21 protein-coding genes are annotated in these 26,607 nt (G+C 37.5%); 18 read left to right on the top strand and 3 right to left on the bottom strand.

All coding sequences use genetic code 11. From position 1 onward, the window contains the following. The first annotated feature begins 150 nt into the window (after positions 1-150). From BUA89_RS17355 to BUA89_RS17320, 8 genes are all read left to right on the top strand, one after another. On the top strand, positions 151-894 hold the full coding sequence (locus BUA89_RS17355; RefSeq protein WP_072961237.1) for a M17 family peptidase N-terminal domain-containing protein: 744 nt from the start codon (positions 151-153) through the stop codon (positions 892-894). After that, entirely contained in the window at positions 894-2,786 is a 1,893-nt protein-coding gene (locus tag BUA89_RS17350) for an amidohydrolase (RefSeq protein WP_228420608.1), read from the top strand. Before BUA89_RS17355 ends, BUA89_RS17350 begins: the two co-directional genes overlap by 1 nt. A 10-nt stretch (positions 2,787-2,796) precedes the next feature. Continuing rightward, positions 2,797-3,222 carry a DoxX family protein gene (locus tag BUA89_RS17345; protein ID WP_072961234.1) on the top strand — a complete coding sequence of 142 codons (426 nt, stop codon included), beginning with the start codon at positions 2,797-2,799 and terminating at the stop codon, positions 3,220-3,222. Between the two features lies 1 nt (position 3,223). Continuing rightward, a complete protein-coding gene (locus tag BUA89_RS17340; RefSeq protein ID WP_072961232.1) occupies positions 3,224-3,697 on the top strand; it encodes a Dps family protein in 474 nt (157 codons plus the stop codon). 4 nt (positions 3,698-3,701) lie between these two features. Beyond that, positions 3,702-4,367 (top strand): YoaK family protein, encoded by a 666-nt coding sequence (locus BUA89_RS17335; protein WP_072961229.1) that lies wholly within the window; start codon positions 3,702-3,704, stop codon positions 4,365-4,367. 111 nt (positions 4,368-4,478) lie between these two features. Continuing rightward, on the top strand, positions 4,479-6,683 hold the full coding sequence (locus BUA89_RS17330; RefSeq protein ID WP_072961226.1) for a tetratricopeptide repeat-containing sensor histidine kinase: 2,205 nt from the start codon (positions 4,479-4,481) through the stop codon (positions 6,681-6,683). Positions 6,684-6,703: 20 nt separating this feature from the next. After that, positions 6,704-8,053: a sigma-54-dependent transcriptional regulator gene (locus tag BUA89_RS17325; protein WP_072961223.1), complete on the top strand. Its 1,350-nt coding sequence runs from the start codon at positions 6,704-6,706 to the stop codon at positions 8,051-8,053. Between the two features lie 295 nt (positions 8,054-8,348). After that, positions 8,349-8,969: a TMEM175 family protein gene (locus BUA89_RS17320; RefSeq protein ID WP_072961221.1), complete on the top strand. Its 621-nt coding sequence runs from the start codon at positions 8,349-8,351 to the stop codon at positions 8,967-8,969. A 132-nt stretch (positions 8,970-9,101) separates the two neighbouring features. On the opposite strand, the gene BUA89_RS17315 is transcribed toward BUA89_RS17320, so the two are convergent. Then, on the bottom strand, positions 9,102-10,655 hold the full coding sequence (locus tag BUA89_RS17315) for a sigma-54 interaction domain-containing protein (protein ID WP_072961218.1): 1,554 nt from the start codon (positions 10,653-10,655) through the stop codon (positions 9,102-9,104). 117 nt (positions 10,656-10,772) lie between these two features. On the opposite strand from BUA89_RS17315, the gene BUA89_RS17310 reads away from it, so the two are divergent. The 8 genes from BUA89_RS17310 to BUA89_RS17275 all read left to right on the top strand — a co-directional run bounded on the left by BUA89_RS17310 (position 10,773) and on the right by BUA89_RS17275 (position 18,612). Then, positions 10,773-11,651, top strand: coding sequence for a helix-turn-helix domain-containing protein (locus BUA89_RS17310; RefSeq protein WP_072961215.1), 879 nt, complete (start codon positions 10,773-10,775; stop codon positions 11,649-11,651). An 85-nt stretch (positions 11,652-11,736) separates the two neighbouring features. Continuing rightward, positions 11,737-12,792 (top strand): alpha/beta hydrolase, encoded by a 1,056-nt coding sequence (locus BUA89_RS17305; protein ID WP_072961213.1) that lies wholly within the window; start codon positions 11,737-11,739, stop codon positions 12,790-12,792. A gap of 75 nt (positions 12,793-12,867) precedes the next feature. Beyond that, positions 12,868-13,434, top strand: a complete 567-nt coding sequence (locus tag BUA89_RS17300; RefSeq protein ID WP_228420607.1) for a DapH/DapD/GlmU-related protein — start codon at positions 12,868-12,870, stop codon at positions 13,432-13,434. Continuing rightward, positions 13,424-14,623 carry an NAD(P)-dependent alcohol dehydrogenase gene (locus tag BUA89_RS17295; protein ID WP_228420606.1) on the top strand — a complete coding sequence of 400 codons (1,200 nt, stop codon included), beginning with the start codon at positions 13,424-13,426 and terminating at the stop codon, positions 14,621-14,623. Before BUA89_RS17300 ends, BUA89_RS17295 begins: the two co-directional genes overlap by 11 nt. Before the next feature lie 212 nt (positions 14,624-14,835). Beyond that, positions 14,836-15,585 carry an SDR family NAD(P)-dependent oxidoreductase gene (locus tag BUA89_RS17290; protein ID WP_072961210.1) on the top strand — a complete coding sequence of 250 codons (750 nt, stop codon included), beginning with the start codon at positions 14,836-14,838 and terminating at the stop codon, positions 15,583-15,585. Positions 15,586-15,826: 241 nt separating this feature from the next. Beyond that, complete coding sequence (locus BUA89_RS17285; protein WP_083531720.1) at positions 15,827-16,246, top strand: cupin domain-containing protein; 420 nt, start codon at positions 15,827-15,829, stop codon at positions 16,244-16,246. Positions 16,247-16,399: 153 nt separating this feature from the next. Further along, positions 16,400-17,464 carry a carboxymuconolactone decarboxylase family protein gene (locus tag BUA89_RS23330; RefSeq protein WP_228420604.1) on the top strand — a complete coding sequence of 355 codons (1,065 nt, stop codon included), beginning with the start codon at positions 16,400-16,402 and terminating at the stop codon, positions 17,462-17,464. 377 nt (positions 17,465-17,841) lie between these two features. After that, positions 17,842-18,612, top strand: a complete 771-nt coding sequence (locus BUA89_RS17275) for a hypothetical protein (protein ID WP_228420603.1) — start codon at positions 17,842-17,844, stop codon at positions 18,610-18,612. A 63-nt stretch (positions 18,613-18,675) separates the two neighbouring features. On the opposite strand, the gene BUA89_RS17270 is transcribed toward BUA89_RS17275, so the two are convergent. Together BUA89_RS17270 and BUA89_RS17265 are read right to left on the bottom strand one after the other, a co-directional pair. Further along, a complete protein-coding gene (locus tag BUA89_RS17270) occupies positions 18,676-20,415 on the bottom strand; it encodes a RagB/SusD family nutrient uptake outer membrane protein (RefSeq protein ID WP_072961202.1) in 1,740 nt (579 codons plus the stop codon). A 23-nt stretch (positions 20,416-20,438) separates the two neighbouring features. After that, positions 20,439-23,204 carry a SusC/RagA family TonB-linked outer membrane protein gene (locus BUA89_RS17265; RefSeq protein ID WP_083531719.1) on the bottom strand — a complete coding sequence of 922 codons (2,766 nt, stop codon included), beginning with the start codon at positions 23,202-23,204 and terminating at the stop codon, positions 20,439-20,441. Positions 23,205-23,486: 282 nt separating this feature from the next. Between BUA89_RS17265 and BUA89_RS17260 the strand changes: the two genes are divergently transcribed. Together BUA89_RS17260 and BUA89_RS17255 are read left to right on the top strand one after the other, a co-directional pair. Continuing rightward, on the top strand, positions 23,487-24,614 hold the full coding sequence (locus BUA89_RS17260; protein ID WP_083531718.1) for an alkaline phosphatase: 1,128 nt from the start codon (positions 23,487-23,489) through the stop codon (positions 24,612-24,614). A 2-nt stretch (positions 24,615-24,616) separates the two neighbouring features. After that, positions 24,617-26,404, top strand: coding sequence for an alkaline phosphatase (locus tag BUA89_RS17255; RefSeq protein ID WP_228420601.1), 1,788 nt, complete (start codon positions 24,617-24,619; stop codon positions 26,402-26,404). The last annotated feature ends 203 nt before the right edge of the window (positions 26,405-26,607 follow it).

The raw sequence follows: 26,607 nt of genomic DNA, 5'->3' as shown, positions 1-26,607 counted from the left end.
CGATACTGTTTTTGCAAAACCTACTCGAAGTGACGACAGTTTATCAATAGAATTTATCGCAGATAAAATCCTTGCGCCTTAAAAACATAATCATTTAAAATAACCTTGCGCCTTTGCGATAAACCAACAAGGCAACAAAAATAATTTATCATGCAACAATCAATTTCAAAATACATTAATTGGTCAAAAACAATGCTAACCGCATTGATTTTAACTACTTCAGCAACGAATTTCGTTTCTGCACAGACAACGGAAACAAAGACAGCGATCGGAACTACCACAACTTGGGGAACCGTTGACGGAGTTTCAATCATAGGGCTTGTTCAGGGACCATCTGCAGCAGTGGCAGACTTGCAGATTGCCTGCGTTTTCGAATATACTGACGGCGATATTTTCAATCCACCCGCTTTGCCCAAAGAACTCAACGGAATGGTTCATTTGGATGATGCTTTAAAAGGAGCGATTACGGATGTCAGAAAAACAGGAAAATTCAAAGGTCATGCCTTGGAAACATTATTAATTGCGCCACCAAAAGGAAGTTTATCCTCTAAGAAATTATTGTTAATCGGCTTAGGAAACAGAAATTCCTTTGATGCTGAATTGATGAAAGAAGTCGGAAGCGTGGCGATGAGAGAAGCCCTAAGACTAAAAGTAAAAACAGTGTCTTTTGCCAGTGATATTAAAGACGCAGGGATCGATTCTCCAACGGCTTTGGTAGCAGAAAATGTCGTTTTGGGAGCGTTTGATGCATATCGTGCCCAATCGTATTTAAACCAAAAACATCTGTCAGAAAAAATGATGGTTCAGAAGCTGATTTTATTAGCAGGGCCTTCATTTTTTACGGTTGCAGGAGGCGGAATTAAAGAAGCCATCACAAAACTGAATACCAAATAATGATGAAAGCAGACCTTATTTTATACAACGGAAAGATTCACAGTTTCAATCAGGAAACACCGGATATTTCTGCGGTTGCCATTAAAGACGGAAAAATCGTTGCGGTTGGAAACGATGGTTTGGCAGAGCAATATTCAGACGATTCAACAAAACTGATCAATCTGAAAAAGAAAAGAGTCGTTCCCGGAATCAATGACTCTCATATCCACCTGATTCGAGGCGGATTGAACTATAACCTGGAATTAAGATGGGATGGCGTACCTTCCTTATCCGATGCATTGAGAATGCTGAAAGACCAAGTTGACAGAACACCATCTCCACAATGGGTTCGTGTGGTTGGCGGTTGGTCAGAATTCCAGTTTGCGGAAAGAAGAATGCCGACGCTGGAAGAAATCAATGCCATTGCTCCTGAAACGCCGGTTTTTATTCTGCATTTGTATGACAGGGCATTGATGAACAGAGCTGCTTTGAAAGCGGTTGGATTCAATAAAAATACCCCGGCTCCCGCGGGCGGACATATCGAAAGAGACGCAAACGGCGAACCAACGGGATTGATTATTGCCACGCCAAACGCGATGATTTTATATTCAACCTTAGCGCAAGGTCCGAAATTGTCGTATGAACATCAGATCAATTCCACAAGACATTTTATGAAAGAATTGAACCGCTTCGGGATTACCAGTGTAATTGATGCAGGCGGTGGTTTCCAAAATTTCCCGGATGATTATAAGGTGGTGAGTGAATTGAATGAGAAAAAACAGCTTACTGTAAGAATTGCCTACAATCTTTTCACCCAGAAACCAAAACATGAATTTGAAGATTTCAGCGAATGGATTGACACGGTAAAATTATATCAGGGCGATGATATGTACCGCCACAACGGGGCAGGAGAGATGTTGGTATTTTCAGCGGCAGATTTTGAAGATTTTCTTCAGCCAAGACCCGATTTACCTGAAAATATGGAAGCCGACCTAGAAAAAGTTGTCCGATTATTGGTAGAAAATCGCTGGCCTTTCAGACTTCATGCAACCTACAATGAAAGCATTACAAGATTTTTAAATGTTTTCGAAAAAGTAAATCAGGATATTCCTTTCAACGGATTACCATGGATTTTCGATCATGCCGAAACTATTGATGAAAAAAATATTGAAAGGGTAAAAATGCTTGGTGGAGGAATCGCCATCCAAAGCAGAATGGCTTACCAGGGAGAGTATTTTACAGATCGTTACGGTTCTGTAGCTGCGGAAACTACACCACCCATCAAAAAAATGCTGGAAATGGAAGTTCCGGTGGGAGGAGGTTCGGATGCAACGAGAGTAAGCAGTTATAATCCCTGGGTTTCTATGTATTGGTTAACGGTCGGGAAAACGGTGGGTGGACTTCAGTTGTATCACGAAACAAGATTAGACCGGAAAACAGCACTCGAATTATACACCAAAGGAAGTTCTTGGTTTTCTCAGGAACAGCAGAAAAAAGGAGATATTCAGGTTGGAATGTTTGCGGATTTGGCAGTTTTAGATAAAGATTTTTTCACTGTTGATGATGAAGAAATTAAAAATATCGAATCGGAAATGACTATTGTGGATGGAAAAATCGTTTATGCAAAAGGAGAATTTTCAACCTTTGCACCACCTTCAATTCCTGTTCTTCCGGATTGGTCACCAACAAATCTTTACAATGGCTATTCTCCTGCCGGCGGACATTTTCAGAAGGAAATTGAGAAAAATGCACAATCTCAGTTGAAAGCACCTTTGATTTCACAAATCCACAGTTGCGCTGGAAGCTGCGATGTTCATGAGCACAATCATAATTCGGCAAGAATGAGCAATCTTCCGGTTAATAATTATCACGCATTCTGGGGAGCGTTGGGTTGTTCCTGTTTTGCTTTTTAAATTAAAAATTATGGAAATTTTAAAACAGATCCTTACCTCAGATTTAGGCGCATCATTTAATGATATTGCAGTTCTGGCCTTTAGAGTTCTTTTAGGAATTGAATTATTCATGGTGCATGGCTTAAAGAAATTCAGGCTGGAAAACGGAAAAAAAGAAATCATCCCAAATCCGCTTGGTCTTCCCGATAAAATGAATGCTCTGGTGGCTTCATTCGCCGATCTGGTTGTTCCTTTTTTAATTATTTTAGGATTGGGAACAAGACTGGCGGTGTTGCCGACGATTGGAGTAACGGCTATTGGATATTTCGTGGTTCACAGAAAAGATTCTCTGGAAGTTCGCGACGTTCCGTTTATGTACACTTTATCATTATTGCTCATTCTTGCATTAGGAGCAGGAAAATATTCACTCGATTATTATTTATTAAATCATATTTAAAATGAAAACATCAATTGGAATTACAAACGAAAATTTGGCAAAAGTTGCTGAAGTATTAATCAAAACATTGGCAGACGAATTTGTATTGTACACAAAAACCAGAAAAGCACACTGGAACGTGGAAGGTGCGGATTTTTACAACAAGCATCTGTTTTTTGAAGCTCAGTATCAGCAATTAGACGGAATCATCGACGATTTGGCAGAAAGAATCAGAACGTTGGGACATTACGCTCCGGCAACGTTAAGAGAATATCTTGAACTTACCCATCTTTCCGAATCTCCTTTGCCGTCTAATGACAGCCTGACGTACATGAAAGAGCTTCTTTCAGACCACGACAGTATCATCATGCATCTTCGTGAAAATATCGAAATTTTTGCGGTTGAATTTAAAGATGCAGGAACCAGCGATTATATCACCGGATTATTGGAGACTCATGAAAAAATGGCGTGGATGCTGCGTTCTCATTTAAAATAAAATAATGGAAATAAAGAATAATATTGGCTTTGTCACCCTTTTGTTAACGATGATCGCAGGTTTCTGTGATACGGTAACTTTTGTGGCGGCAGATGCCATTTTTTCGGCACACGTGACGGGTAACTTTATTGTGTTTGCCTATCAGTTTGTAAAAGGTTCGGATATTCATGCGTGGATAAAATTGCTGACATTTCCGGTATTTATTCTGGCGGTTATTGTAGGAGGAAGAATTGCCGGAAGAGCCAAAAGCCATTATGCTATTTTATGCTGGGAAGGTTTTCTATTATTGTTGAGCGGATGCATCGTTGCTGTTTTAAATTACAATCATGCTTTTGAAGAATGGATGATGTATGCGGTAACCATGATGGCCGTTTTTGCCATGGGGCTTCAGAATGCTTTCGGAAAGCTGTATGCCAAAGAAACGCACGGTCCGACTACGATGATGACAGGAAACGTCACTCAGGCTTCTCTGGATTTCGGAACGTTGCTGAAAAACGGATTTAACCATCCTGAAGCATTATCTAGCCTGAAAAAACAGATGATTACCATTTTGGGATTTTTGGTGGGTTGTTTTTTGGGTGCTTATGCAGGAAAGCAGTTTGGTTTGGTAATGCTTGTATTGCCCGGCTTGGCAATGATTATCTGTTATGTCTACCACCGCGAAAAATAGCTTATAAAAAGGGAAAATAACAGGATAATAGATTATCTTTAAAAAATGAATAAGAGCCCTTGTTTTTTTTATGTAAATCCATTAAAAATATTTTGTTTTTCATTGGTTTTGATGTTTTTAAGTATATCATTAAAAGCTCAGACCAAAGAAAATCCTGCACTGCTGAGAAAACAAATTGCCGCTTCTAGGGAAAATCCTCAGAAAGTTACTTTATTGCAACGGCTGAGTAGTTTTTATTTAAACAAAAAAGGAGAAGTGAAAAAAGATCTCGACAGTGCAGCGATTCTGAATAATCAAGCAATGATTCTAAGCCTGAAGTCTAAAGATAACTTGGGTAGAGGGAAATCTATGCTTTTGGATGCAAAAATAAATAAGGAAAGAGGGAATAAAGAGACTGCATTTTCCAAAATAAAAAATTCCATTACTTATTTTGAAAATCATAAAATGACGGAGCAAACCGGAGAAGCTTATGAAGAGCTTTCATTCCTATACGATGATAGTCCTAAGAATTTTGATGCTAAAATAAAACTTAAAGAAAAAGCTTTGACATTATATAAAAATTCGGGGTCTAAAATAAAGCAGGCATCTGTATTAAAGGATTTGGGCGAACTGTATCTTTCAAAAGATGATTCTGATAAATCGATTGAACTGTTAAAGCAATCATTGTCTGTTTATCAATCGATAAAATTCAAAGAAACACAGGCTGTTTATAATTTCCTTTCACAGGCCGAAATTGAGAAGGCAAACTACGAAGAAGCTTTGAAATACGGTATTGCCGCAGAAAAAATAGCGATAAGCGTAAATGATAATTCTTTGCAGCTAAGTTCCATCTACAGCAATGTGGGGATGGTGTATTATTATCTTCGCCAGAATGATGATGCCATGAGATATTGGGAAAAAGCACTGGAGATTGCCAAGAAAAATAAAGATAACGGTTATGTAAGAACGGTTGCCAATAATATGTCTACCATGTTGATCAGACAGAAAAAGTTTGATAAAGCGATTGCGATGATTAAAGAATACAAGGCTAAATATCCTATTGATGACGAACAGTTTGAAATGAGAGAAGATTATATTCTTTTTAGCACTTATACGATTTTAAAACAGTTTAAAAACGCCGAGACTTATTATAAAAAATTAGTCAGTCATTACGGAGAAAACGGAGAAAAATTTAACAACCAGACTTCATTGCTGAGAAGTTTTGTTTTTTATCATTATCAGACAAAAAATTATCCTGCAATGTATCGCAAAGCCACTTTATTTGATTCTTTGGCAAAGAAAAGCGGAAATGATATGCTGCGTTCCGAAAATTATTTGATATGGTTTAAAGCTGATTCTATACAAGGAAAGTATTTAGATGCTATAGAACACTATCAGTTGTATAAAAAATTTTCGGATTCTGTTTTTAACGGTGAGAAAAGTAAACAAATCAACAGCTTAAAAATTCAGTTTGAAACCGACCAGAAAGATAAAAATATTCAACTGCTGACACAGAAAGGTAAGCTTCAGGAAATACAAATCACCAATGATACATTCATGAAATATATTTTTACAGGAAGTATTATTGTTTTGTTTTTATTTATGTTGCTGATTTACAATCGTTCAAGACTGAAAACAAATGCCAATAAAAAATTAGAATTAAAACGAAAGCAAATCGACGAACAGAATGAACAGCTTAAAAAATTGCTTGCCGAAAAAGAATGGCTGTTAAAGGAAATTCACCATAGGGTAAAAAATAACCTGCAGATTGTCATTAGCTTACTGAATACACAGTCGGCTTACCTGGAGAATGAAGATGCATTGTTGGCAATTCAGAACAGTCAGCACAGAATGCATGCGATGTCGCTGATTCATCAGAAATTATACCAGTCGGATAATCTTTCGATGATCGATATGGCGTGGTATATTTATGAGTTGATTACGTATATAAAAGAATGTTATTCATCAGAAAAGAATATCAATTTTATTTTGGATACGGAAAAGGTGTTTTTAGACGTAGCGCAGGCTGTCCCGATGGGACTTATCGTGAATGAAGCGATTAATAATACCGTAAAATATGCATTTCCCGGAGATACAAAAGGTGAGGTTAGTGTTTCTTTTAAAAATACGGAAAAAGATCTTTACCAGCTAGTCATCTCCGACAATGGAGTAGGACTTCCTGATGATTTTGATATTGAGGAAACCGAATCTCTGGGAATGAACTTAATGAGAGGCTTGGCCGACCAGCTGGACGGAACATTCACTCTTGAAAATAAAAATGGTCTGAAGATCATTATTACCTTTAGAAAAAATACTGAAATCGAAACTTCAAATTAAGAAGCGGAGATTGAATGATTATGAAAGAAAAAATTTTAATTGTAGAAGATGAATTTATCGTAGCCAATGACCTGAAACTGATGCTCATCAAAGCCGGTTATCTCGTTACGGGAATTGCATCTTCCGTCGTTCAGGCTAGAAAATCTATCGCTGAAAAAAAGCCCGATTGGGTATTGCTGGATATCATGCTGAAGGGTGACCTTACAGGTATTGATCTTGCGTGGGAACTGCGTGAAATCCATCTGCCTTTTCTTTATATTTCTGCCAACACCAACCAAACAACACTGGAAGCAGTAAAAGAGACTCAACCTTACGGTTTTATGGTAAAGCCTTTTCGGGAGCGTGATTTGATCGTGATGCTGGATATTGCCAAATACCGTTTTGATCTTGAAAAAGGCTGTGATTTGATTAAAAATACAGATCATGACATTATTGAAGGAATTATCGGAAAAAGCAAGGTTTTAAAAGATGTTGTCGAAAAGATACAGATTGTGGCGCCAACCGACACTTCTGTTTTGGTGGTGGGAGAAAGCGGAACAGGGAAGGAAAAGGTAGCACATTCGGTGCACGAACTTTCTGACCGCAAGGATAAACCGATCGTTGTTGTAAACTGCGCCGCTTTGCCTCATTCTTTAATTGAATCTGAGCTTTTCGGGCACGAAAAAGGAAGCTTTACCGGAGCCAATACACAGCGCATCGGAAAATTTGAACAAGCCAGTGGCGGAACCATTTTTCTTGATGAGATCGGTGAGCTGCCATTGGATTCCCAGGTGAAATTATTAAGAGTTTTACAGGAAAAAGAGATTGAAAGATTAGGCGGAAATAAAACCATCAAAGTGAATGTAAGAATCGTTGCCGCAACCAACCGTTCGTTGGAAAAGGAGGTGGCGGAAGGCAGATTCAGGCTGGATTTGTATTACAGACTAAATGTTTTCCCGATCGAATTGCCGCCTTTGCGTGAAAGAAAGGAAGATATCGAATTGCTGGCGAATTTTTTCCTTAATAAATATGCAGCGGCTTCCAGAAGAAATATTACTGCGATCAGCAAAAATGCTTTAGAACAATTGTTAAATTATCATTGGCCGGGAAATATCCGCGAATTGGAACATTTAATAGAAAGAAGTGTTCTTTTGGCAAAATCTTCTGAAATAGAACATTTTGAACTGCCAAAAACCATAGAAAAGCCTTCCGAAAACCCGGGACAGTTAAAATCAATGGAAGAAATGGAAAGAGATCATATCCTGAATGCTCTTCAAAGTTGCAACGGAAAAGTCTCAGGAATCGGTGGAGCCGCAGAATTATTAAAGATTCAGCCTCAGACTTTATACTCCAAAATGAAAAAACTGGGGATTGATAAAGGGTATAAGTAAGGTATAACTAAGAATTTATTCGATAGGAGCGGACTTTAGTCCGCTTTCAAAAAATATTGCATTAAGGCTTTAGCCCAAACATATTTCAACTTTTAAATCTCACCTATTAAATTAAGTGGAAGAGTTTTGTTGTATCATCAACAATTCGTCTGTTCGAGTAATTTTTCGGAACAAAGTGGAAAAAATTGTATCGAGAACCTACTAGAAGATATCAAGCTTTATATGAATAAATCCTCAATAAAAACTCTTTCAGAATTTCACTCAAACTGACACTAGCAATCCTAATAAAAAGATCATGGAAAAGGAAACAGGCAGAATAGAAGGTTTCAGCGACGGCGTTTTTGCCATTGCCATCACACTTTTGGTATTAGACCTTCACGTTCCTGAAAAAGATTCGATAAAAAGCGGAAATGATTTGTTGATCTTTATCAAAAATCAGTGGCCGACATTTTTGGCGTTTATACTCTCATTTTTCAGTATTTTCATTATGTGGGTGAATCATCATAAAATTTTTAAGCAGATTTATACCCGGAATACAGGGATTATGTTTGCTAATGGATTGATTCTCTTTCTGGTTTCCGCAGTTTCTTATCCTACGGCTTTATTGGCGCAATATTTCAATGATGAAGCATCTTCTGCCGTCGTTGCGATCTATACGGGAATTTTTGTATTAATCAATCTTGCCTTTAATTTACTTTGGTATCTGGCGAGTAAAAATAAAAAACATTTACGCCCCGGTATTTCAGATATTGCCATCAGAAAAATTCACAATAATTATCTGTATGGACTTCCGATTTATATTTTTGCATTGGTGTTTTCTTTCTGGATTCCTGCTATTTCTCTATTAATTATTTTAGGACTTTGGATTTTCTGGGCCTTATCTTCCGGAAAAATTGAAATGAGTATGAAAGAATAACTGTTTTGAACCGTTAAGATTTTGATGAAGAAGTTCAGAATTTTAAGATTAGCTTACAAAGACTTAATAAAAATTGATAAAATTTTTCTTCATTAAACTTAATAACTTAAATGTTCTTAAGGGTTCAAAATATTATTTATTCTTAAAATGATGCTTCTTCTCAATTCCCAGTTTCTGCATTTTTGAAATTAATGTAGTGGGAGGAAGTCCCAATAACTTTGCAGCGCCGTTTTCACCGAAAATTTTTCCGCTGCATTTTTGTACTACTTTTAGAATATATTCTTTTTCAAACTCACGAAGGGTTCTCAACTGAAAATCCTGTGCAGTATTTTGTTGGGTCATCATTTTCGGGAAATCCATTTCTTTAATTATATGGCTTTTAGCCGTGAGCATACTTTTTTCAACCATATTCTCCAATTCACGGATATTTCCCAGCCAGGAATTTTCGATCATAGACTTTATCACTTTCGGAGAAAAGCCATTGATTTTTTGTCCTGTTTTTACATACAATTTCTTCAGAAAATATTCTGCCAACAACGGAATATCTTCCTTTCTTTCTCTCAGCGCTGGAAGCCGGATCGGAAATACATTTAGCCGGTAAAACAAATCACTCCTGAATTTCCCGTCTGAAACTTCCTGTTCAAGATTTCTGTTGGTCGCCGCAATCACTCTTGCATTCACTTTAATGCGTTTGTTTCCACCGATTCTTTCCACTTCTTTTTCCTGTAAAACCCTGAGCAATCTTCCTTGCAATTCCAGAGGAAGTTCACCGATTTCGTCTAAAAATATTGTACTGTTGTGAGCGAGTTCAAATTTTCCTTTTCGCTGTTCCGTAGCTCCTGTAAAGCTGCCTTTTTCATGTCCGAACAACTCAGATTCAATGAGGTTGGCAGGGATGGCAGCGCAATTGATACGGATCATTTTTTTTCGGGAAAATTTTGAAAGCCGATGAATAGCCTGGGCAACCAATTCCTTTCCGGTTCCCGTTTCACCATAAATAATAACATTGGATTGCGAAGGAGCAACCTGTGAAATCTGTTCGAAAATTTCCGTCATAAGTGCACTTTTACCGATAATACCCTGAAAACCTTGTTTGCTTTCATTGGTTTGAATCGTTTCTTCCTGATGAAGAATAGGATTGCTTTGAAAATTTTTCAATTGATCGCCAATCATAATATTGTGAATGGTAATTGAGAGTTGAGTTGAAATACCGGCTAAAATCCTCTCCGGAATATTTTCTGATGATATAAAATGTTTATAAAAAATAAAAAGAACATTTTTACTGTTCCGAACAGAAGGTAATCCAAATCCCACAGCAATCCGCATTCCTGATTTCTTGGCTTCAATAAAATAGGAAGGCAGTGATCCCGATAATTCTTTAAGATCAAAAATCAATGGCTCGGCAGATTGCAGACATTCTTCAAAATAAGCGTTGCTTCCCGTTGTATCATTTTGATTTGGAAAAGAACTGAAGAATATTTCAGTGTGATTACCGGAATCTTTAATGATCGTGATATCGTTGTATTGAAATTCAGTTTTAAAAGATTTATTTACAATAAACTGAAATTCATTCTTGTCTAAAACAGCAGAAAATTCTTTCGTTAAACCGGAAATAATGAGCTGTTCTTTTTGCATGTATTGCAGCCGTTTCATCATTTCTGTGTTCTGATCGGAAAGTTTGCTCATAGAAGTTATAATTGAAAGTTTAAAGATAAGGAAATCGATACAAATGTTATAAATGGAGTGTTTGATTAATCTGTTAATCGCAATATTGATTTTGTTTGAATTTCTTAACTTTGAAAAATGAAAGAAAAGGTAAAAAGAGTTGTTTCGGAGTTTAATACAGAATTAAAGCTGAAAGGTTTCCGTGCATTTCAAATCGAGCAGGACGGAAGCGACACCCGCGTGTACAGCAGAAAAGAATTCTATAAAATCTGCCTGACGACGGGGAAAAGTAAAATTCATTATTCTGATAAAAGCTTCGAGCAGGAAGGAACCGTTTTGTTTTTCGGAAATCCGCATATTCCGTATTCCTGGGAAACGATTTCAACGACTTATAAAGGTTATACTATTCTTTTTTCTGAAGAATTTTTCAAAAATTCTGAACGTTCCGAAAGCTTACAGCAGTCTTCTTTCTTTAAAATCGGTGGAACTCCTGTTTTGAAAATTACCGAAGAACAGAGACTTTTTCTCAATACCATGTTCCAAAAGATGATTGCAGAGCAGGAAAGCGACTATGTTTACAAAGATGAGCTGATTCGCAATTACATCAGCCTGGTCATCCACGAATCTCTGAAGCTGGAACCTGCCGAAAATTTCGACCAGAACAAAAATGCAGCATCAAGACTGTCATCCGTTTTTCTGGAACTGTTGGAAAGACAATTTCCCATCGAAACAACAGACCAATCTCTGCAATTGAAATCAGCTCAGGATTTTGCAAAAGCTCTGAATGTTCACGTCAATTATCTCAATCGTGCTGTAAAAGAAGTGACAGGAAAATCCACAACGGCTCATATCACGGAACGCATTCTCACGGAAGCAAAGGCATTGTTGCAGCACACCGACTGGAATATCTCGGAAATCGCTTTCGCACTCGGATTCGATTATCCGACGTATTTTAATAACTTTTTTAAAAAACAAACCGGAACCAATCCGAAAGCATTCCGTTTGACCGAGGTTTGATTTTCTTAATTTTTGGTTTGATTATCATTAACTGTTAGCTCCTCGCTGTTTCTAATTTTGTGTCAGTAATTTTTTAAACATTCAGATGAAAATAGTAGCAACAGTGGTGGCCTTGTCCTTTCTTTTCATCGGACAGGCATTTGCGCAGAATAAAAAATCAAATCAAACAAAAATGAATGCAACAGAACAAAACGAACATTATACTTTCCAACTCAGTGATAAAGTAACCCGAAAAGCGGTTACCTTCAAAAACCGTTACGGAATAACACTTTCCGGAGATTTATACCTTCCAAAAAATACAGGAAATGAAAAACTGGCAGCATTGGCAATCAGTGGACCGTTTGGTGCCGTGAAAGAACAGTCTTCCGGTTTGTATGCCAATCAGATGGCGGAAAGAGGTTTTGCCGTTATCGCTTTCGACCCTTCTTACAACGGCGAAAGTGGAGGCGAGCCGAGAGACATTGCTTCACCCGACATCAATACCGAAGATTTCAGCGCGGCAGTTGATTTCTTAGGGCTTCAAAAAAATGTAGATAGAAACAAAATCGGAATCATCGGAATCTGTGGCTTTGCCACTTTTGCCTTGAATGCGACCATTGCCGACAAACGGGTGAAAGCAGTGGCGACGACGAGTGCTTATGATATTTCAAGAGTAAGTGCCAAAGGATATTATGATAAAATGACTCCCGAAGAACGTACGAAAGCTTTCGAAACAATGAGTCTGCAACGTTGGGTGGATGCTGAAAACGGAAAACCAGAATATCCGGCAACCCATTTGCCTGAAAAATTAAACGGTGATGAACCTCAGTTTGTAAAGGATTATTTTGATTATTATAAAACGCCGAGAGGATATCACAAACGTTCTTTAAACTCAAATAAAGGCTGGACGAAAACGAATTCTCTATCTTTTGCCAATTCGGTAATGTTAAGTTACATTAAAGAAATTTCACCAAGACCAATGCTTCTGATTGCAGGGGAAAATGCACACTCCAAATATATGAGCGAAGACATTTACAAAGTGGCTTCTGAACCGAAAGAATTGATGATTATTCCAAATGCGGTTCACGTGGATTTATACGATAAAGTCGATGTAATTCCTTTTGAAAAGCTGGATCATTTCTTCAGAACCAATTTGAACTAATTGAATAGTGCAATAGCTGAATCCGCATCTTTAGAAATGACGGATTTAGCATTTTATTTCTCTAAATATTTAATAATGAGCCTTAATGAAGATATTTTCACCAGGTTAAAAAATGGTGAAACAATAATGCCCAACGACCCGGAAATTCACAAATTGCTGGTGGCTTCTTATGAGGTTAAGAAAAGACTTCTTCAACTAAATAATTCCACAGAACCGGATGAGATTTTAAACCTATTAAGTGAAATTGTCGGTAAAAAACTGGAGAATGTAGCAGTGTTTACGCCGATTTACATCAACTATGGAAAAAATCTAAACATCGGTAAAAATGTATTCATCAATTTCGACTGCACCTTTCTGACTTTGGGCGGAATTACGATTGAAGACGATGTTTTAATCGGTCCGAAAGTAAGTCTGATCACTGAAAATCATCCTTTAGAACCTCAACACAGAAAAGGATTGATTGGTAAATCAATTTTAATCAAGAAAAATGCGTGGATTGGAGCCAACGCAACCATTCTTCCAGGAGTTACGATTGGCGAAAATGCGGTGGTTGCAGCCGGAGCCGTGGTTTCAAAAGATGTTCCGGACAATGTTGTGGTAGGAGGAATTCCTGCAAAAATCATTAAAACAATTGAATCATAAAATATGGAAGAAAACAACAATCAGAATTCGAGAAGAAAAATTTATTCAGCAGTCGGCTTTGGCTGGTGCAGGCTTAATGCTGCTGAATCCTTTAGACATTTTAGCACAAAATAATCCATCAAAAAATATGAGTAAAAATATAAAATCAAGAGGCTACGCCGGAAAAGATGAAAACGGAAAGCTGGAAAGCTGGAGTTTTGAACGCAGAGCCGTGGGCGACAATGATATTTTAATTGAAATTAAATATTCAGGAATCTGTCATTCGGATATTCATACCATTAAAGGACATTGGGGAAAACAAGCTTATCCACAAGTTCCGGGGCACGAAATCGCTGGAATTGTAACAGCTGTCGGGAAAAATGTAACCAAATTTAAAGTAGGGGATAAAGCCGGAGTTGGCTGTATGGTCGATAGTTGTATGAAATGTGAAAGCTGTAAAAACGGCGAAGAACACCACTGCGAAACCACAGGAATGATAGGAACGTACGGCGCTCCGGATAAAACATCGCCTTCAGGAATTACGCAGGGTGGCTATTCCAACAACATTGTGGTAACGGAACATTTTGCCATTAAAATTCCGGAAAATATCGATCTTAAATATGCTGCACCATTGCTTTGCGCAGGAATTACGACCTATTCGCCAATGATGAAAATCAATTTCAAAAAGGGTGATAAAATTGGGGTGATTGGTATTGGAGGTTTAGGGCATCTTGCTGTGAAATTGGCTGTTTCAAAAGGTGCGGAAGTCTATGCTTTCACCACTTCACCTTCAAAAGTAAACGACATTAAAAGTTTCGGTGCCAAAGAAGTGATTGTTGTAGAATCGGCTGAAGATTTAAAGCCTCATAAGGGCAAATTAGATTTTATGATTTCAACGGTTCCTTATGCTTACGATATGTCGCCTTACGTCGATTGTGTGAAAAAATACGGCTATTTCACACAGGTTGGGCAGCCTATAAATGGAGAATTGACGATTAATAATTTTAATATGATTTTTAATCGTGTCAACTTCAACGGTTCCCTGATTGGCGGAATTCCTGAAACGCAGGAAGTGATGGATTATTGCGCGGAAAACAAAATCTATCCGCAAATTCAGGTTATTAAAGCTAATGAAATCAACAATGCGTGGGACAAAGTGGTGAATAAAGAAGCACGTTACCGATATGTGATTGATGCGACAACATTTTAAATTAAGGCGAAATTAATTTAACCACAAATCAAAGATTCGACGGAGTCAAAAGTGACAAAAGATATTCTTCCAGCTATTATTAGATAATAAAAGCACACAACAGTTTTTATAAAGATTTACTTTAAATAAGGCTATTTATTCTTTTGCATCTTTTGTGGTTAAAAAAAAATTAAACAAGTTTTTAAATATAAATTACAAAATCAAAAATAAAAATGGAAAATCAAGTAGTATTCGTAACCGGTGGTGCAATGGGAATGGGCGAAGCAGTTGCAGTTATGGCAGCCGAAAGAGGTGCAAAAGTAGTGGTGGCAGACATTAATGAGGAAGCAGCACTAAAAACGGTAGAAAAAATCAAAGCTAATGGAGGTGAAGCTTCTGCGGTGAAATGTGATGTTTCTTCGGCAAAAGATGTAGAAGCGGCCATCAATTTCGTGGTCGAAAAATACGGAAGATTGGATGCAGCGTTCAACAATGCTGGAATCCAGCCAAGACCTTCCAAACTTGCCGATTTACCTGAAGAAGAATATGATAAAGTGATGAGTATTAATCTGAAAGGAACTTTATTAACGATGAAATATGAGCTTTTACAGATGCAGAAACAGGGAAGCGGAGCAATTGTCAACAATTCATCTATCGGCGGATTGGTTGCTGGAGCTGGAAGAGCAGCTTATCACGCTACAAAACACGGCGTTTTGGGGCTGACGAAAAGTGCGGCGGTAGAATATGCACCGGAAGGAATCAGAATCAATGCGGTTTGTCCGGGAGTAATAGAAACACCGATGGTTGATGAAATGTTTGCTTTGGGCGACCTCGACGAAAGTGCTTCTCAAGATTGGGCACCCATCAAAAGATTAGGCAAAGCAAGCGAAGTGGCAGAAACAGTACTTTGGCTGTTCAGTCCGGCTTCCAGCTATATTATCGGTCAGCCGATTTCTGTGGATGGCGGCATCAGCATTACATAAAATTAAAGGGTTTGTTTCGGCAGGCCCTTATCTGTTTATCCCTTCAAATCAGTAAAAATGGTAAGCAATTCCGTAATCGATATAACTATAAATGATTGTATTGTTGGATTTTTGCTATATGGTTGATTTTAAGTAAATTAAATTTAAAATAGTGAAATATTTAATTATTATTCTTTTAGCGATCAGTCCAACTGTAATCGCACAAAATAAAATACATTTAAACAAAATAAAATCTAAGAAAATGAGTACAAATATCCCTAAAATAAGTGATTTTCCGACAGGTGAAGAAAACACGGCTTATGCACAATATTTTATTGGCAAATCCTATTTAGCACCTTTGACAAGCAATAAAGAATTAAATATTCCCCTTTCCAATGTTACATTTGAACCGGGCTGTCGCAACAATTGGCATAGTCATACCGGCGGACAGCTTTTGATTGTGGTGGGTGGCGAAGGTTTATATCAGGAAAGAGGAAAGCCTGTCCGTCGTTTAAAACCTGGTGACATCGTAGAAATTGCTCCGAATGTTGAGCATTGGCACGGTGCAACTGCCGAAAGTTGGTTCTCGCATTTAGCAACGAACGGAAATCCAAAAAGCAATGAAAATACTTGGCTGGAAGCTGTTTCAGATGAAGAATTTGCTGAAGCTAATAAAAAATAATTTGAGGTTAATTTAAATGCAAAAGTATACTTTTATAAGCGATAGCGGCTTTGTGAGCCTAAAAGCATTTGTTTTAAAAATAAACTTCGTGCGCTTTGTGTTAAAATTATTTTCAAATAAATATTAAAAAAAGAAACCAAAAAATAATTTTCTATGATGAGCAAAAACAAGTTTCTGCAATGGATGATTCTTTTTGTTCTCACATTAAGTATGACCAAAATGAATGCACAGGAAAATAAAACCCATCAAAATCTGAATGCTAAAGAACAAAGTCTGGTAAAGATTTCTTCACTCACAGCAACTGGAAATCTTGAAAATTTGAAAGTTCAGTTGAATGCTGGATTAGATTTGGGTTTGACGATTAATGAAATCAAGGAAGCTTTGGTTCAATTGTATGCGTATTGCGGTTTTCCGAGAAGTCTGAATGCGATTAATACCTTTAAAACTATTTTAGATGAAAGAAAAGTGAAGGGTATTAATGATATTGAAGGAAAGAAAATCGTTGTAGAAAATAATGTTGTCGATAAATATGAACGAGGCAGAAAAACGTTAGAAACATTAACGAAAACGCCGCAAACCAAACCAGCACCAGGTTTTGGTGAATTTGCACCACGAATTGATGCTTTCCTCAAAGAACATTTATTTGCCGATATTTTTATGAGCGAAGTTCTCACTTATCAGCAAAGAGAATTGGTGACGATTTCGGCCTTGGCTTCTTTGGATGAAGTTGAAGGGCAGTTGCAATCTCATATCAATATGGGAAAAAACATCGGAATTACCGAAAATCAGTTGGTACAATTGGCTGATTTGGTTCAGGAATCTGTTAACAAAACTCAGGCAAATACAGTTCGAAAGATTATTGGAAAACCGCTAGTTCCGATAATCGAAAATGATATGATGGTTCGTATCTCCGAAATAGAAATTATCCCTGAATTTTTAGAAGAATATAATTCGATTCTGAAAGAAGAAGCTTCAGCGTCGATAAAATTGGAGAAAGGCGTGATTGCGATTTTTCCAATGTATCAGAAGGAAAATCCCACTCAGATAAGAATTGTAGAAATCTATGCCAACAAAGAGGCGTATCAGTTTCATTTGCAGACGCCACATTTTTTGAAGTATAAAACTTCGACTTTGAAAATGGTAAAATCGTTAAAATTAATAGATATGGAAAGTCTGGATAAAGAAACGATGTCTGAGATTTTTGAAAAGATAAATTGAGTAATCAAGACATATTAAATTTAGAAGGGTTTGTTTTTTAGCAAGCCCTTATCTTTTTATCAGTTAAAATCTAATGTGACTGATATATTTAGGCTAAAAGTTTAAACAAGTTTTTCTGATTGTCCGCAATATGTTATAATTGAATGCTGTTTGCTGTAATCATGATTATTTTTTACCACAACGTACACTAAGGTTATCCACAAAGTTCACAACTATTGTGTTCCTTGTGTAATCTTTAGTGCGCTTAGTGGTTAAAATCAAAGTATGATAAATAACGTATATCCTGACAAGTTTTTAATAAAGATCTCTGTTCAGGTAACTTATTCCTAGTTTTTATCTTTAATTTTGAAATGATTAATGATGAAATCAAAAATACTATGATTAAGAACACCGACTCAATAATAAATGTGAATTTTTCTTATTTGAAAAGAACACTTTTCTTCGCTCTTTTCCTTCTTTTTTCAAACTATACATTTTCGCAGAATTTTCCCAAACAGGTAAAGTTGATAGAAGATTTTGTCCCAAAAGGGTGGAAGGTGATTTATCATACACAGGGTGACCTCAATAAAGATCAGCTTGATGATCAGGTCGTTATTATTGAAGATACAAATCCTAAAAATTTCAGGAAAAATGAAAATTTTGGTTCGGATCAACTGAATCTTAATCCCAGAATTATTTTAGTTTTCTTTAAAAATAAAAATCAAGGGTATACACTTGTCGCGAAAAATAATAAAGGTTTTATCCCAACTGAAAATAGTGAGATGAACCCTTGTCTCGAAGATCCTTTATTGGAAACCGGCGGGATTTCTATTGAAAAAGGCCTGCTGAAAATCTCTTTCAGATATTGGTTAAGCTGCGGATCCTGGTTTGTCAATAATGCTGATTATACTTTTCGTTTTCAAAACAACCGGTTTGAGCTGATTGGTTTCGAACATTCAGAATTCCATCGTGCTACGGGCGAAGAGTCTTCCACGAGCATTAATTTTTCTACCCGGAAAAAAAGTGAAACCACAGGTGGAAGCATGTCTGATGATCATCCGGGGAATGAAAAAACGGTGTGGAGTACCATCAAGCCTAAGAAAATTTATGATCTGCAGAATATGGTTGATGAAGATTATTTTGAAATTCTGGGAATTGAAAGAAACTGAGAATTAACAAAAACTGCCGGTACATTTGCCGGCAGTTTTATTGAAAGTATAAAGTAATAAAAATTAATATCCCTGATTCTGAACCAGATATCCGGGAACGCTTGATGCTCCGTCAATTGCTGATTGCGGAATAGGGAAAAGCCTTTTTCTTACATCGGTATTGGTTTTAGAAGTGTATGGATCTTCGTAATGACCAAAACGGATCATGTCTGTTCTTCGGGAATATTCCCAATAGAATTCAAAACCTCTTTCTCGGTAAAGTGTATTCAAATTAATTGAAGTTAAAGCAGGAGGTGTTACGGCAGGTCTTGCTGTTCTCGATGCTCTTACCAAGTTTACATCTGTTAAGGCTGCTGCTGCATTTCCTTTTCTCAATTGAGCTTCGGCTCTCATTAAATAAATATCCGCTAAACGTAAAAGTACGATATCTGCATTTCCTCTGTTTCTTCCGGTATCCGAAGTTCTGCTGAACTGGTATTTAGAAACCCTGTATCCGTCTGTATAATCTTTATTATTGGGATTTTCAAGATCAATTTCCAACGTGTGATTCACATAGTTAACATATCCGTTTCTCTGTTCAATAATTGGATAGATTTTATATTGCCCGTTATCACCCACCTTGAAAGGTTGTCCGTTTGAGGCATTTCGCAACCCCCATTGGATTCCTCTCTGAATTCCTCTGTTGATCTCATACGTAGAACCATCCACAAGGAAGTAATGATTAGCATCGTTTGCCGGAGTTATCCCTGTTAAATCTTTTAAATTATCAGGAATGATCAAGTTTTCTTTGTAAAATCTGGCATCTGCTTTTGCCGGGTCTGTGCTTCCGTAAGCCTGAACCCACGTCTGATAGAAATCAGAGGTAATAGCAGGTCCGTCTGTTCCGTTAGCTTTTGGAAAAGCGGCTAATGGATATTGACTTCCAGATAATGACCAATACCCTAATCTGTTGTGTGATGTATTAAGATCCTGACGCTGATCGATAGCAAAAATAAGTTCTTTATTAGAATGATTATTATCGTCAAAAATCGCAAAATATTCAGGAGATAAAGCAAATTTTCCGCTGTTGATGACCTTGTTGGTATATTCAATGACTTTATCCATATCCGTTGCAGAGAAGGAAGGTGTTCCGTAAGGATCTCTGTATACCGCGGCATTAAGATAAAGTTGTGCTAAAAATCCATTTACGGCAGCCTGAGACATTCTTCCCGGTCCTTTTGTATTATCAAGATCATTTACAACGGCAAGAAATTCACTTTCGATATAGCTGATGGCTTCTTGCTTTCTTAAAATCTGAGAATTCTCTCCTGCTGATTCCTTTTTAAATGCAATTCCCCAATAATCCAGCATCAGCATATTGTAATACGCTCTCAGTGCACGCATTTCGGAAAGTGCTTTAGCGGCATTAGAATCTGTAGAGGCAAGAGGCTGTAGCTTATCAATAGCTGTAACCGTTCTGGAAAGCATCAGCCTGAATGCATCCCAGGTCTGTTGTACAACAACATTGGTGGTTGTCGTAGTATGCTGATGAAGTTCAATATATTTTCCGCCGTCGTACCAGTCATTATTACTTCCTCTTGGAGGAAGAATTGCCTGATCCGAACTGATGAGCTGAAGACCATAGTTTTTTGTATGAGTGAATGCATCAGGAAGTGGACCATAAGCCGGTGCAAGTACAGATTCAACAATATTTGCTGCTTGTACTTCTAATGACTCATCAATAACCTGCTCTTCAAGGTTTGTGCATCCAATGGCTACCAATGCACTTAGACTTAATATAGAGATTAAAAATTTATTTTTCATTGTTTTCTTTTTTAGATAATTAATTAAAATGCTACGTTCACACCGAATACAAAGCTTCTTGCTTTAGGGTAAGTGGTATAATCAATTCCGAAAGACTGGATTCCTCCCTGAGAAAGACCTGTATTGATTTCCGGATCAAATCCTGAATATTTGGTGATCACAAATAGATTCTGAGCGGTTACCGAGAACCTGATGTTTCTGATGTGTTCACCGATTCCTAACACTTTAGGGTTAAGGCTATATCCTAAGGTAGCATTGTTTAATCTGAAGAAATCTCCTTTTTCAAGGTATCTTGTAGAGATCACATTGGTGTTGTTGGCACTTTCGTTAGAAAATTGTGTGGCAACATCGGTAGTATTATTTGACAATGCCAATCTACCTCTTGAGAATAAAGTAGAAGCGGTATTATTGTAAATCATATTTCCGGCAACTCCGTTGAAATTTAATCCAAGATCAAAGTTTTTATAGGCTGCTTTCAGATAGATATTGTAGGTGAAATCCGGCAATGCGCTTCCGGCAGCTACTCTGTCGTTATCTGTAATAATTCCGTCACCGTCTACATCTCTGAAGATATTGGTTCCGTTTGAATTTAATCCTAAAAACTCTCTTACATAGAAAGTCCCGATAGGCTGTCCGTTAATATACCCGTTAATCACTGCATTGGTCGTTCCCGGTCCCTGCGCTTCACCTGTAGAAATTACCCGATAAGGAGAATCTTTTACTTTATTTTTAATGAAAGAAGTATTTCCTCCGATGCTGTAGGTAAATTCTCTGTTAGGATTACTGTTATAATTTAAAGATATTTCATAACCTGTATTGTTGATGGTCATATTCGGGATATTCTTCCACATCGTAGGAGCCGGTTCGATCGGGTCTACAGGGTTGATTTCCATAAGGATATTATCGGAAACTTTTCTGAAGAAATCTATACTACCTGTTAATCTGTTATTTAAAACCCCGAAATCTAAACCAATATTGGTTTGCGTGGTAACTTCCCACTGAAGATCCGGGTTGTCTACTCTTACCAGATAAACTCCTACAGGATAATTTCCACTGTCGTTCAGAGGGTAAGTTGCCTGTGCAGTTCCGTTGGAATCAGCTTTATAGCTTCTTTTGGTAATTTTACTCGGGATTTCCTGATTTCCTGTTCTTCCCCAGCTTGCTCTCAGTTTTAAATTGCTGATGGTACTTACATTAGCCAAAAATTCTTCTTTACTGATATTCCATCCTGCGGCTACTGAAGGAAAAATCCCGTAACGGTTGTTTTCTCCGAATTTGGATGAACCGTCTGCTCTTAAAGTTGCTGTTAAAAGATATTTGTCTTTATAATCATAATTTACCCTTCCAAACCAAGACTGTAACTCATTTTTATTAGCGATAATAGATGTAGTCTGGTTAGCTGCTCCTGCCGCCGGAATCTGATATTGAGGTTCAATTCCGTTGATTGGGAAATTCTGATAATACCATCCTCGTGACGTAAGCATTAATCTTTGATATGAATGTCCTGCCATTACATTAAAATCATGGCTGTTGATTTTAAATTTGTAGGTTAAAGTATTTTCTACAAGCGTATTATTGTTGGCATAGGTACTTAAATTTAAAGTTCCGATTTCCAGAGGAATAGCATGCGGCATATTTTGAATCACTCTTTCTGCGGAAGAATAATCTACGCCTAAGTTTAATTTATACGTTAAACCTTTAATAATTTCTACTGATGGCGAAAAATTGGCTAATATTCTGTTGTTTGTTGTAAAATCTTTGTAAATATCGCGACGGATAAGCGGGTTGAAAGCTCCATTGTTGAAAACCGTTGTGGGAGCTCCATTGGTGTATGCTGGATAAGTAGGATTCCATGTTAGCATACTGTTAACGACACTGCTTGCGTCCGGTCTGTTATTTTCCGTCCTTGTTCCGTTTAGATTGAAGTCGATATTTACTCTGCCATCAAAAGCTTTTTGTGAAACATTTACACGCCCGGAATATCTTTTTAAATTACTGTTGTAAAGAATTCCTTCCTGATCTTCATAGCCTAAAGCTGCATAATAATTAGAATTCTCTGTGGCTCCAGATGCCGAGAAATTGACGTTCTTTGAAACGGCCGTTCTTGTCAGTTCGTCCTGCCAATCGGTATTTCCACCCATATCATCCAGTTTTCCGCCTATCGCCGTAACCTGTCTTCTGAATTCGTCTGCACTGAATACATTCATTTTATTGGCAAGGCTGGAAATGGTAAGGTTGGACGAAAGATTCATCTGGGTTCTTCCTTTTTTACCTTTTTTAGTCGTAATGACAATAACCCCGTTTGCTGCTCGTGCTCCGTAGATTGCCGCAGCCGAAGCATCTTTCAGAACATCAATGGATTCAATATCCTGAGGATTGATAAAGTTCATCGGGTTGTTGGCAACTCCTGTATTGCTGTTATCGATCACAAAACCGTCGATTACATACAATGGAGTAGTTCCCGAACGCAAACTTCCCACCCCTCGGATGACAATATTTTGGTTGGCTCCCGGTTCACCGCTCACATTGGCAACATTTACCCCGGCCACTTTTCCCTGCAGCAACTGTCCTACGTTGGCAACCAGACCTTTGTTGAAATCTTCACTTTTTACAGATCCTACAGATCCGGTGACATCAGATTTTTTCTGAGAACCGTACCCGATCATGACTACTTCTTCAATATCAGTGAGTTTGCTTTCACTCTTAATGGTGTCGGATTTTTTCTTTTGTGCAAATGTTAAGCTGACACAGCCCATCAAAACAGTAGGCACGAGGTAAATACGCTTCATTCCTTAATTATTTTCGTGCAAAATTAGGGGCAATGAAAGCCAACTTTCGTTAAATTACCGTTAAGTAACCGATTTTTAAAATTAACAAAATGTAAATTTTGTTGCGAAAAATTAAATTTAGGTGAATTAATTGTTAAATGATTTTATGTAAACGTCTTTTGATAAGCGAATTACTTGTTAATATTGGTTTTAATGATTTTAATTCCACTATTTGAGGTTGATTATTTCTGTAATTTTGCCCGTTGTTTTTGAAAATAATTAATTATTAAAATAATAATCATTATGAATTATGTTTGTAAAAACCTTAATTTTAAAGGGTTTGTGGTTCTTTTTATGCTTCTTTTTGAATCATTAATCTGTGCTCAAAGTCAGAAACCTGTCAATATTATTTTCATGATCGGAGACGGAATGGGGGTATCGCAGGTAACTTCCGCCTTCTATTTTGGAGAAGGAAAACCGAATTTTCAGAATTTTAAATATGTAGGGCTGTCAGAAACGTCCAGCACCAGTGACAGGATCACAGATTCGGCAGCAGGAGCAACGGCTTTATCAACCGGACAGAAAACCTATAAAAGAGCCATTGGGCTGGACAAAGATTCTGTAGCGATCCCGACTATTCTGGAGCAACTTCAGGATAAAGGTTACAAAACCGGACTGGTAAGCTTAACGAGTATAACCCATGCGACTCCGGCTTCTTACTATGCGCATGTAAAAGACCGTGATCTGCATGAAGATATTGCATTAGACTTCATAAAGTCAGATGTTGATTTTGCTGCAGGCGGAGGACTGAAATTTTTCAATAAAAGAAAAGATAAAAAAGATTTACTGAAAGAATTAACTCAAAAAAATTACAGAATAGATACCGCTTCTCTCTCAAAACCTATTTTGAGGAAGAAAAATCTTTATCTGATGGCGCAGGATGAGCTTCCCAATAAAGTGCAGGGGCGAAAAGATTTTCTTCCTGAAGCTACTCAGATTGCCCTGGATTTCCTTTCCCAGAAAGATCAGCCGTTTTTTCTGATGGTGGAAGGTTCGTTCATCGATTGGGGTGGGCATGCCAACGACGCTAAAATGATGGTGGAAGAGGTGCTGGATTTTGATAAAACAATCGGTGTGGTGATGAATTTTATTAAGAAAAATCCGAACACATTATTGGTGGTGACGGCCGATCACGAAACGGGAGGCGCAAGCATCGGAAAATTCATGGAAAAAGATCCGAATAGCGGAAAAATGAAAGAAGTGAAGGATAAAGTTCAGATCAATTTTATTGATGGGCAGCATACGGCGGCTTTGGTTCCTGTTTTTGCGATGGGGAAAGGTGAGGAATTGTTTTCGGGAGTATATCCAAATCATACGATCTATCACAAATTGGTTGAGGCGTTGAAAAAATCAGGAGTTAATATTAAGTAAAGATGAGTATGTTTTTAAGTCTAAGAAAAATAAGCCTTACGGTGGCAATAACGGTCGGAAGTTTGGCTTTTGCACAGAATTATTCGGCACATTCGCATAACGATTACGAACAAAAAGTACCTTTCTGGTATGCTTTAGGAGCTGGCGCAACATCCATTGAGGCTGATGTTTATCTGGTTGATAATGAATTATACGTTTCGCATGAAAAGAAGGACATCTACAAACAAAGAACTTTTGATAATCTGTATTTAAAGTCTATTGAAAAAGCGCTGGAACTGGGGATTATTAAAGATCAGCCGATCCAGATTTTGGTTGATCTGAAAACGGAAGGAGAATCTACTTTAAAAAAGATTGTTGCCGAGATTTCAAAATATCCTAAAATTACGGCTCAGAAAAACATAAGCTTTGTCATTTCGGGAAATAAGCCGTCTCCTGAAAAGTTTACCGCTTATCCTGATTTCATTCAGTTTGATTATCAATCATTGCAAAATCTTACGCCACAGCAATGGCAGAAAGTAGGTTTGCTTAGCTTAAATTTTAAAGATTATTCTGTCTGGAACGGAAAAGGCGGGCTGACAGAAGAAGATCTTCCCAAAGTGACCGAAGTCATTAAAAAAGCGAAATCTTTCAAAAAACCGTTCAGATTCTGGGCAATTCCGGACGGGAAAACGTCATGGGAATTTTTTGCGCACGCCGGAGTAGATTTCATCAATACCGATCATCCGAAAGAATGTGCAGAATATCTTAAAAATTTAGACAAAAGAACTTTTAGGAATACCTTAACAAGCGAAGTATATCAGCCTAAATTTTTATATGAAAACAAAAATATTCCGGTAAAAAATGTTATTCTTTTGATTGGTGACGGAAACGGTCTGTCGCAGATTTCGTCTTCTGTTCTGGCGAATAAGGGGCAATTGACTTTAACCCAGCTTAAAAATATCGGATTAATTAAAACCACGGCTGCAGATAATTTCACCACGGATTCCGCGGCCGGAGCCAGCGCTTTTGCGACAGGAAAGAAAACCAAAAACCGTTTTATTGGTGTAGATCCTTCAGGAAAAGCAGTTCCGAATATGACGGAGATTCTTTCTGAAAAAGGCTTCAGTACAGGAATTATTACAACAGATGAAATTGTAGGTGCCACACCTTCTGCCTTTTATGCCCATCAAAAAGACAGAGGAATGGAAAAGGAAATCGCTAGTGACTTGGTGAAATCCAGGCTGAACTTTTTTGCGGCAGGAGGAAAATCCAAAGTTTCCGGGCTGAATAATTTTCAGGTTGCCGAAAATGCTAAAGAAATTGCGGACAATACAGCAGAACGTTTGGCTTATTATTTCTCTGATAACGGTGTTCCACAGATATTGAAAGGTCGTGGGAATCTTTTGGCAGAAACGGTAGAAAATGGTCTTGAATTTTTAAAAAATAAGAAAAAGCCATTCTTCATGATGATTGAAGGGGCACAGATTGATAGCGGAGGACACGCCAATAATGTCGGAACGATAGTCACTGAAGGAATTGATTTTGACCGGGCAATTACCAAAGCCATTCAGTTTGCAGACCAGAATCCGGGAACTTTAGTCGTGATCACAGCAGATCATGAAACAGGTGGTTTCAGCATTCCGCATGGTGATATGGCGACAAGTACTATCGAAGGAGATTTTACGACAGACGATCATTCAGCGACATTAATTCCTGTATTTTCTTACGGTTCCGGAGCCGAAAATTTTACCGGAGTCTATGAAAATAATGAGATTTTCCATAAAATATTAAAATCTTTAAAAATAAAATAATTGGAGCTGAGCCCAATATTTGATTGGAAACATCTGCAGATCTGCGGGTGTTTTTTTATTTTAATGGAAGTTTAAACCTTTGTATAATCACATCAGTCACATTAGATTTTAAAATGATCATTACACTGCATATCAGAACACATCAGTTTCTGAAAGTCTTTGATTTTCTATCTTATGTGATCTTTATTTTTTCCAAGCTTAAA

Origin of the sequence: Chryseobacterium arachidis, assembly GCF_900129245.1 — a bacterium.
GTDB classification, from domain to species: domain Bacteria; phylum Bacteroidota; class Bacteroidia; order Flavobacteriales; family Weeksellaceae; genus Chryseobacterium; species Chryseobacterium arachidis.
The sequence above is the reverse complement of the archived record's forward strand: the minus strand, read 5'-3'. Positions and strand labels throughout refer to the sequence as shown.

Excerpts from the sequence above, each read along its gene's own strand:
- BUA89_RS17260 (WP_083531718.1), top strand. The coding sequence starts at position 23,487 with ATGAATTATGTTTGTAAAAACCTTAATTTTAAAGGGTTTGTGGTTCTT.
- BUA89_RS17285 (WP_083531720.1), top strand. The coding sequence starts at position 15,827 with ATGAGTACAAATATCCCTAAAATAAGTGATTTTCCGACAGGTGAAGAA.
- BUA89_RS17315 (WP_072961218.1), bottom strand. The coding sequence starts at position 10,655 with ATGAGCAAACTTTCCGATCAGAACACAGAAATGATGAAACGGCTGCAA.
- BUA89_RS17345 (WP_072961234.1), top strand. The coding sequence starts at position 2,797 with ATGGAAATTTTAAAACAGATCCTTACCTCAGATTTAGGCGCATCATTT.
- BUA89_RS17255 (WP_228420601.1), top strand. The coding sequence starts at position 24,617 with ATGAGTATGTTTTTAAGTCTAAGAAAAATAAGCCTTACGGTGGCAATA.
- BUA89_RS17350 (WP_228420608.1), top strand. The coding sequence starts at position 894 with ATGATGAAAGCAGACCTTATTTTATACAACGGAAAGATTCACAGTTTC.
- BUA89_RS17335 (WP_072961229.1), top strand. The coding sequence starts at position 3,702 with ATGGAAATAAAGAATAATATTGGCTTTGTCACCCTTTTGTTAACGATG.
- BUA89_RS17305 (WP_072961213.1), top strand. The coding sequence starts at position 11,737 with ATGAAAATAGTAGCAACAGTGGTGGCCTTGTCCTTTCTTTTCATCGGA.
- BUA89_RS17270 (WP_072961202.1), bottom strand. The coding sequence starts at position 20,415 with ATGAAAAATAAATTTTTAATCTCTATATTAAGTCTAAGTGCATTGGTA.
- BUA89_RS17330 (WP_072961226.1), top strand. The coding sequence starts at position 4,479 with ATGTTTTTAAGTATATCATTAAAAGCTCAGACCAAAGAAAATCCTGCA.
- BUA89_RS17265 (WP_083531719.1), bottom strand. The coding sequence starts at position 23,204 with ATGAAGCGTATTTACCTCGTGCCTACTGTTTTGATGGGCTGTGTCAGC.
- BUA89_RS17320 (WP_072961221.1), top strand. The coding sequence starts at position 8,349 with ATGGAAAAGGAAACAGGCAGAATAGAAGGTTTCAGCGACGGCGTTTTT.
- BUA89_RS17325 (WP_072961223.1), top strand. The coding sequence starts at position 6,704 with ATGAAAGAAAAAATTTTAATTGTAGAAGATGAATTTATCGTAGCCAAT.
- BUA89_RS17275 (WP_228420603.1), top strand. The coding sequence starts at position 17,842 with ATGATTAAGAACACCGACTCAATAATAAATGTGAATTTTTCTTATTTG.
- BUA89_RS17340 (WP_072961232.1), top strand. The coding sequence starts at position 3,224 with ATGAAAACATCAATTGGAATTACAAACGAAAATTTGGCAAAAGTTGCT.
- BUA89_RS17310 (WP_072961215.1), top strand. The coding sequence starts at position 10,773 with ATGAAAGAAAAGGTAAAAAGAGTTGTTTCGGAGTTTAATACAGAATTA.
- BUA89_RS17290 (WP_072961210.1), top strand. The coding sequence starts at position 14,836 with ATGGAAAATCAAGTAGTATTCGTAACCGGTGGTGCAATGGGAATGGGC.
- BUA89_RS17300 (WP_228420607.1), top strand. The coding sequence starts at position 12,868 with ATGAGCCTTAATGAAGATATTTTCACCAGGTTAAAAAATGGTGAAACA.
- BUA89_RS17355 (WP_072961237.1), top strand. The coding sequence starts at position 151 with ATGCAACAATCAATTTCAAAATACATTAATTGGTCAAAAACAATGCTA.
- BUA89_RS23330 (WP_228420604.1), top strand. The coding sequence starts at position 16,400 with ATGATGAGCAAAAACAAGTTTCTGCAATGGATGATTCTTTTTGTTCTC.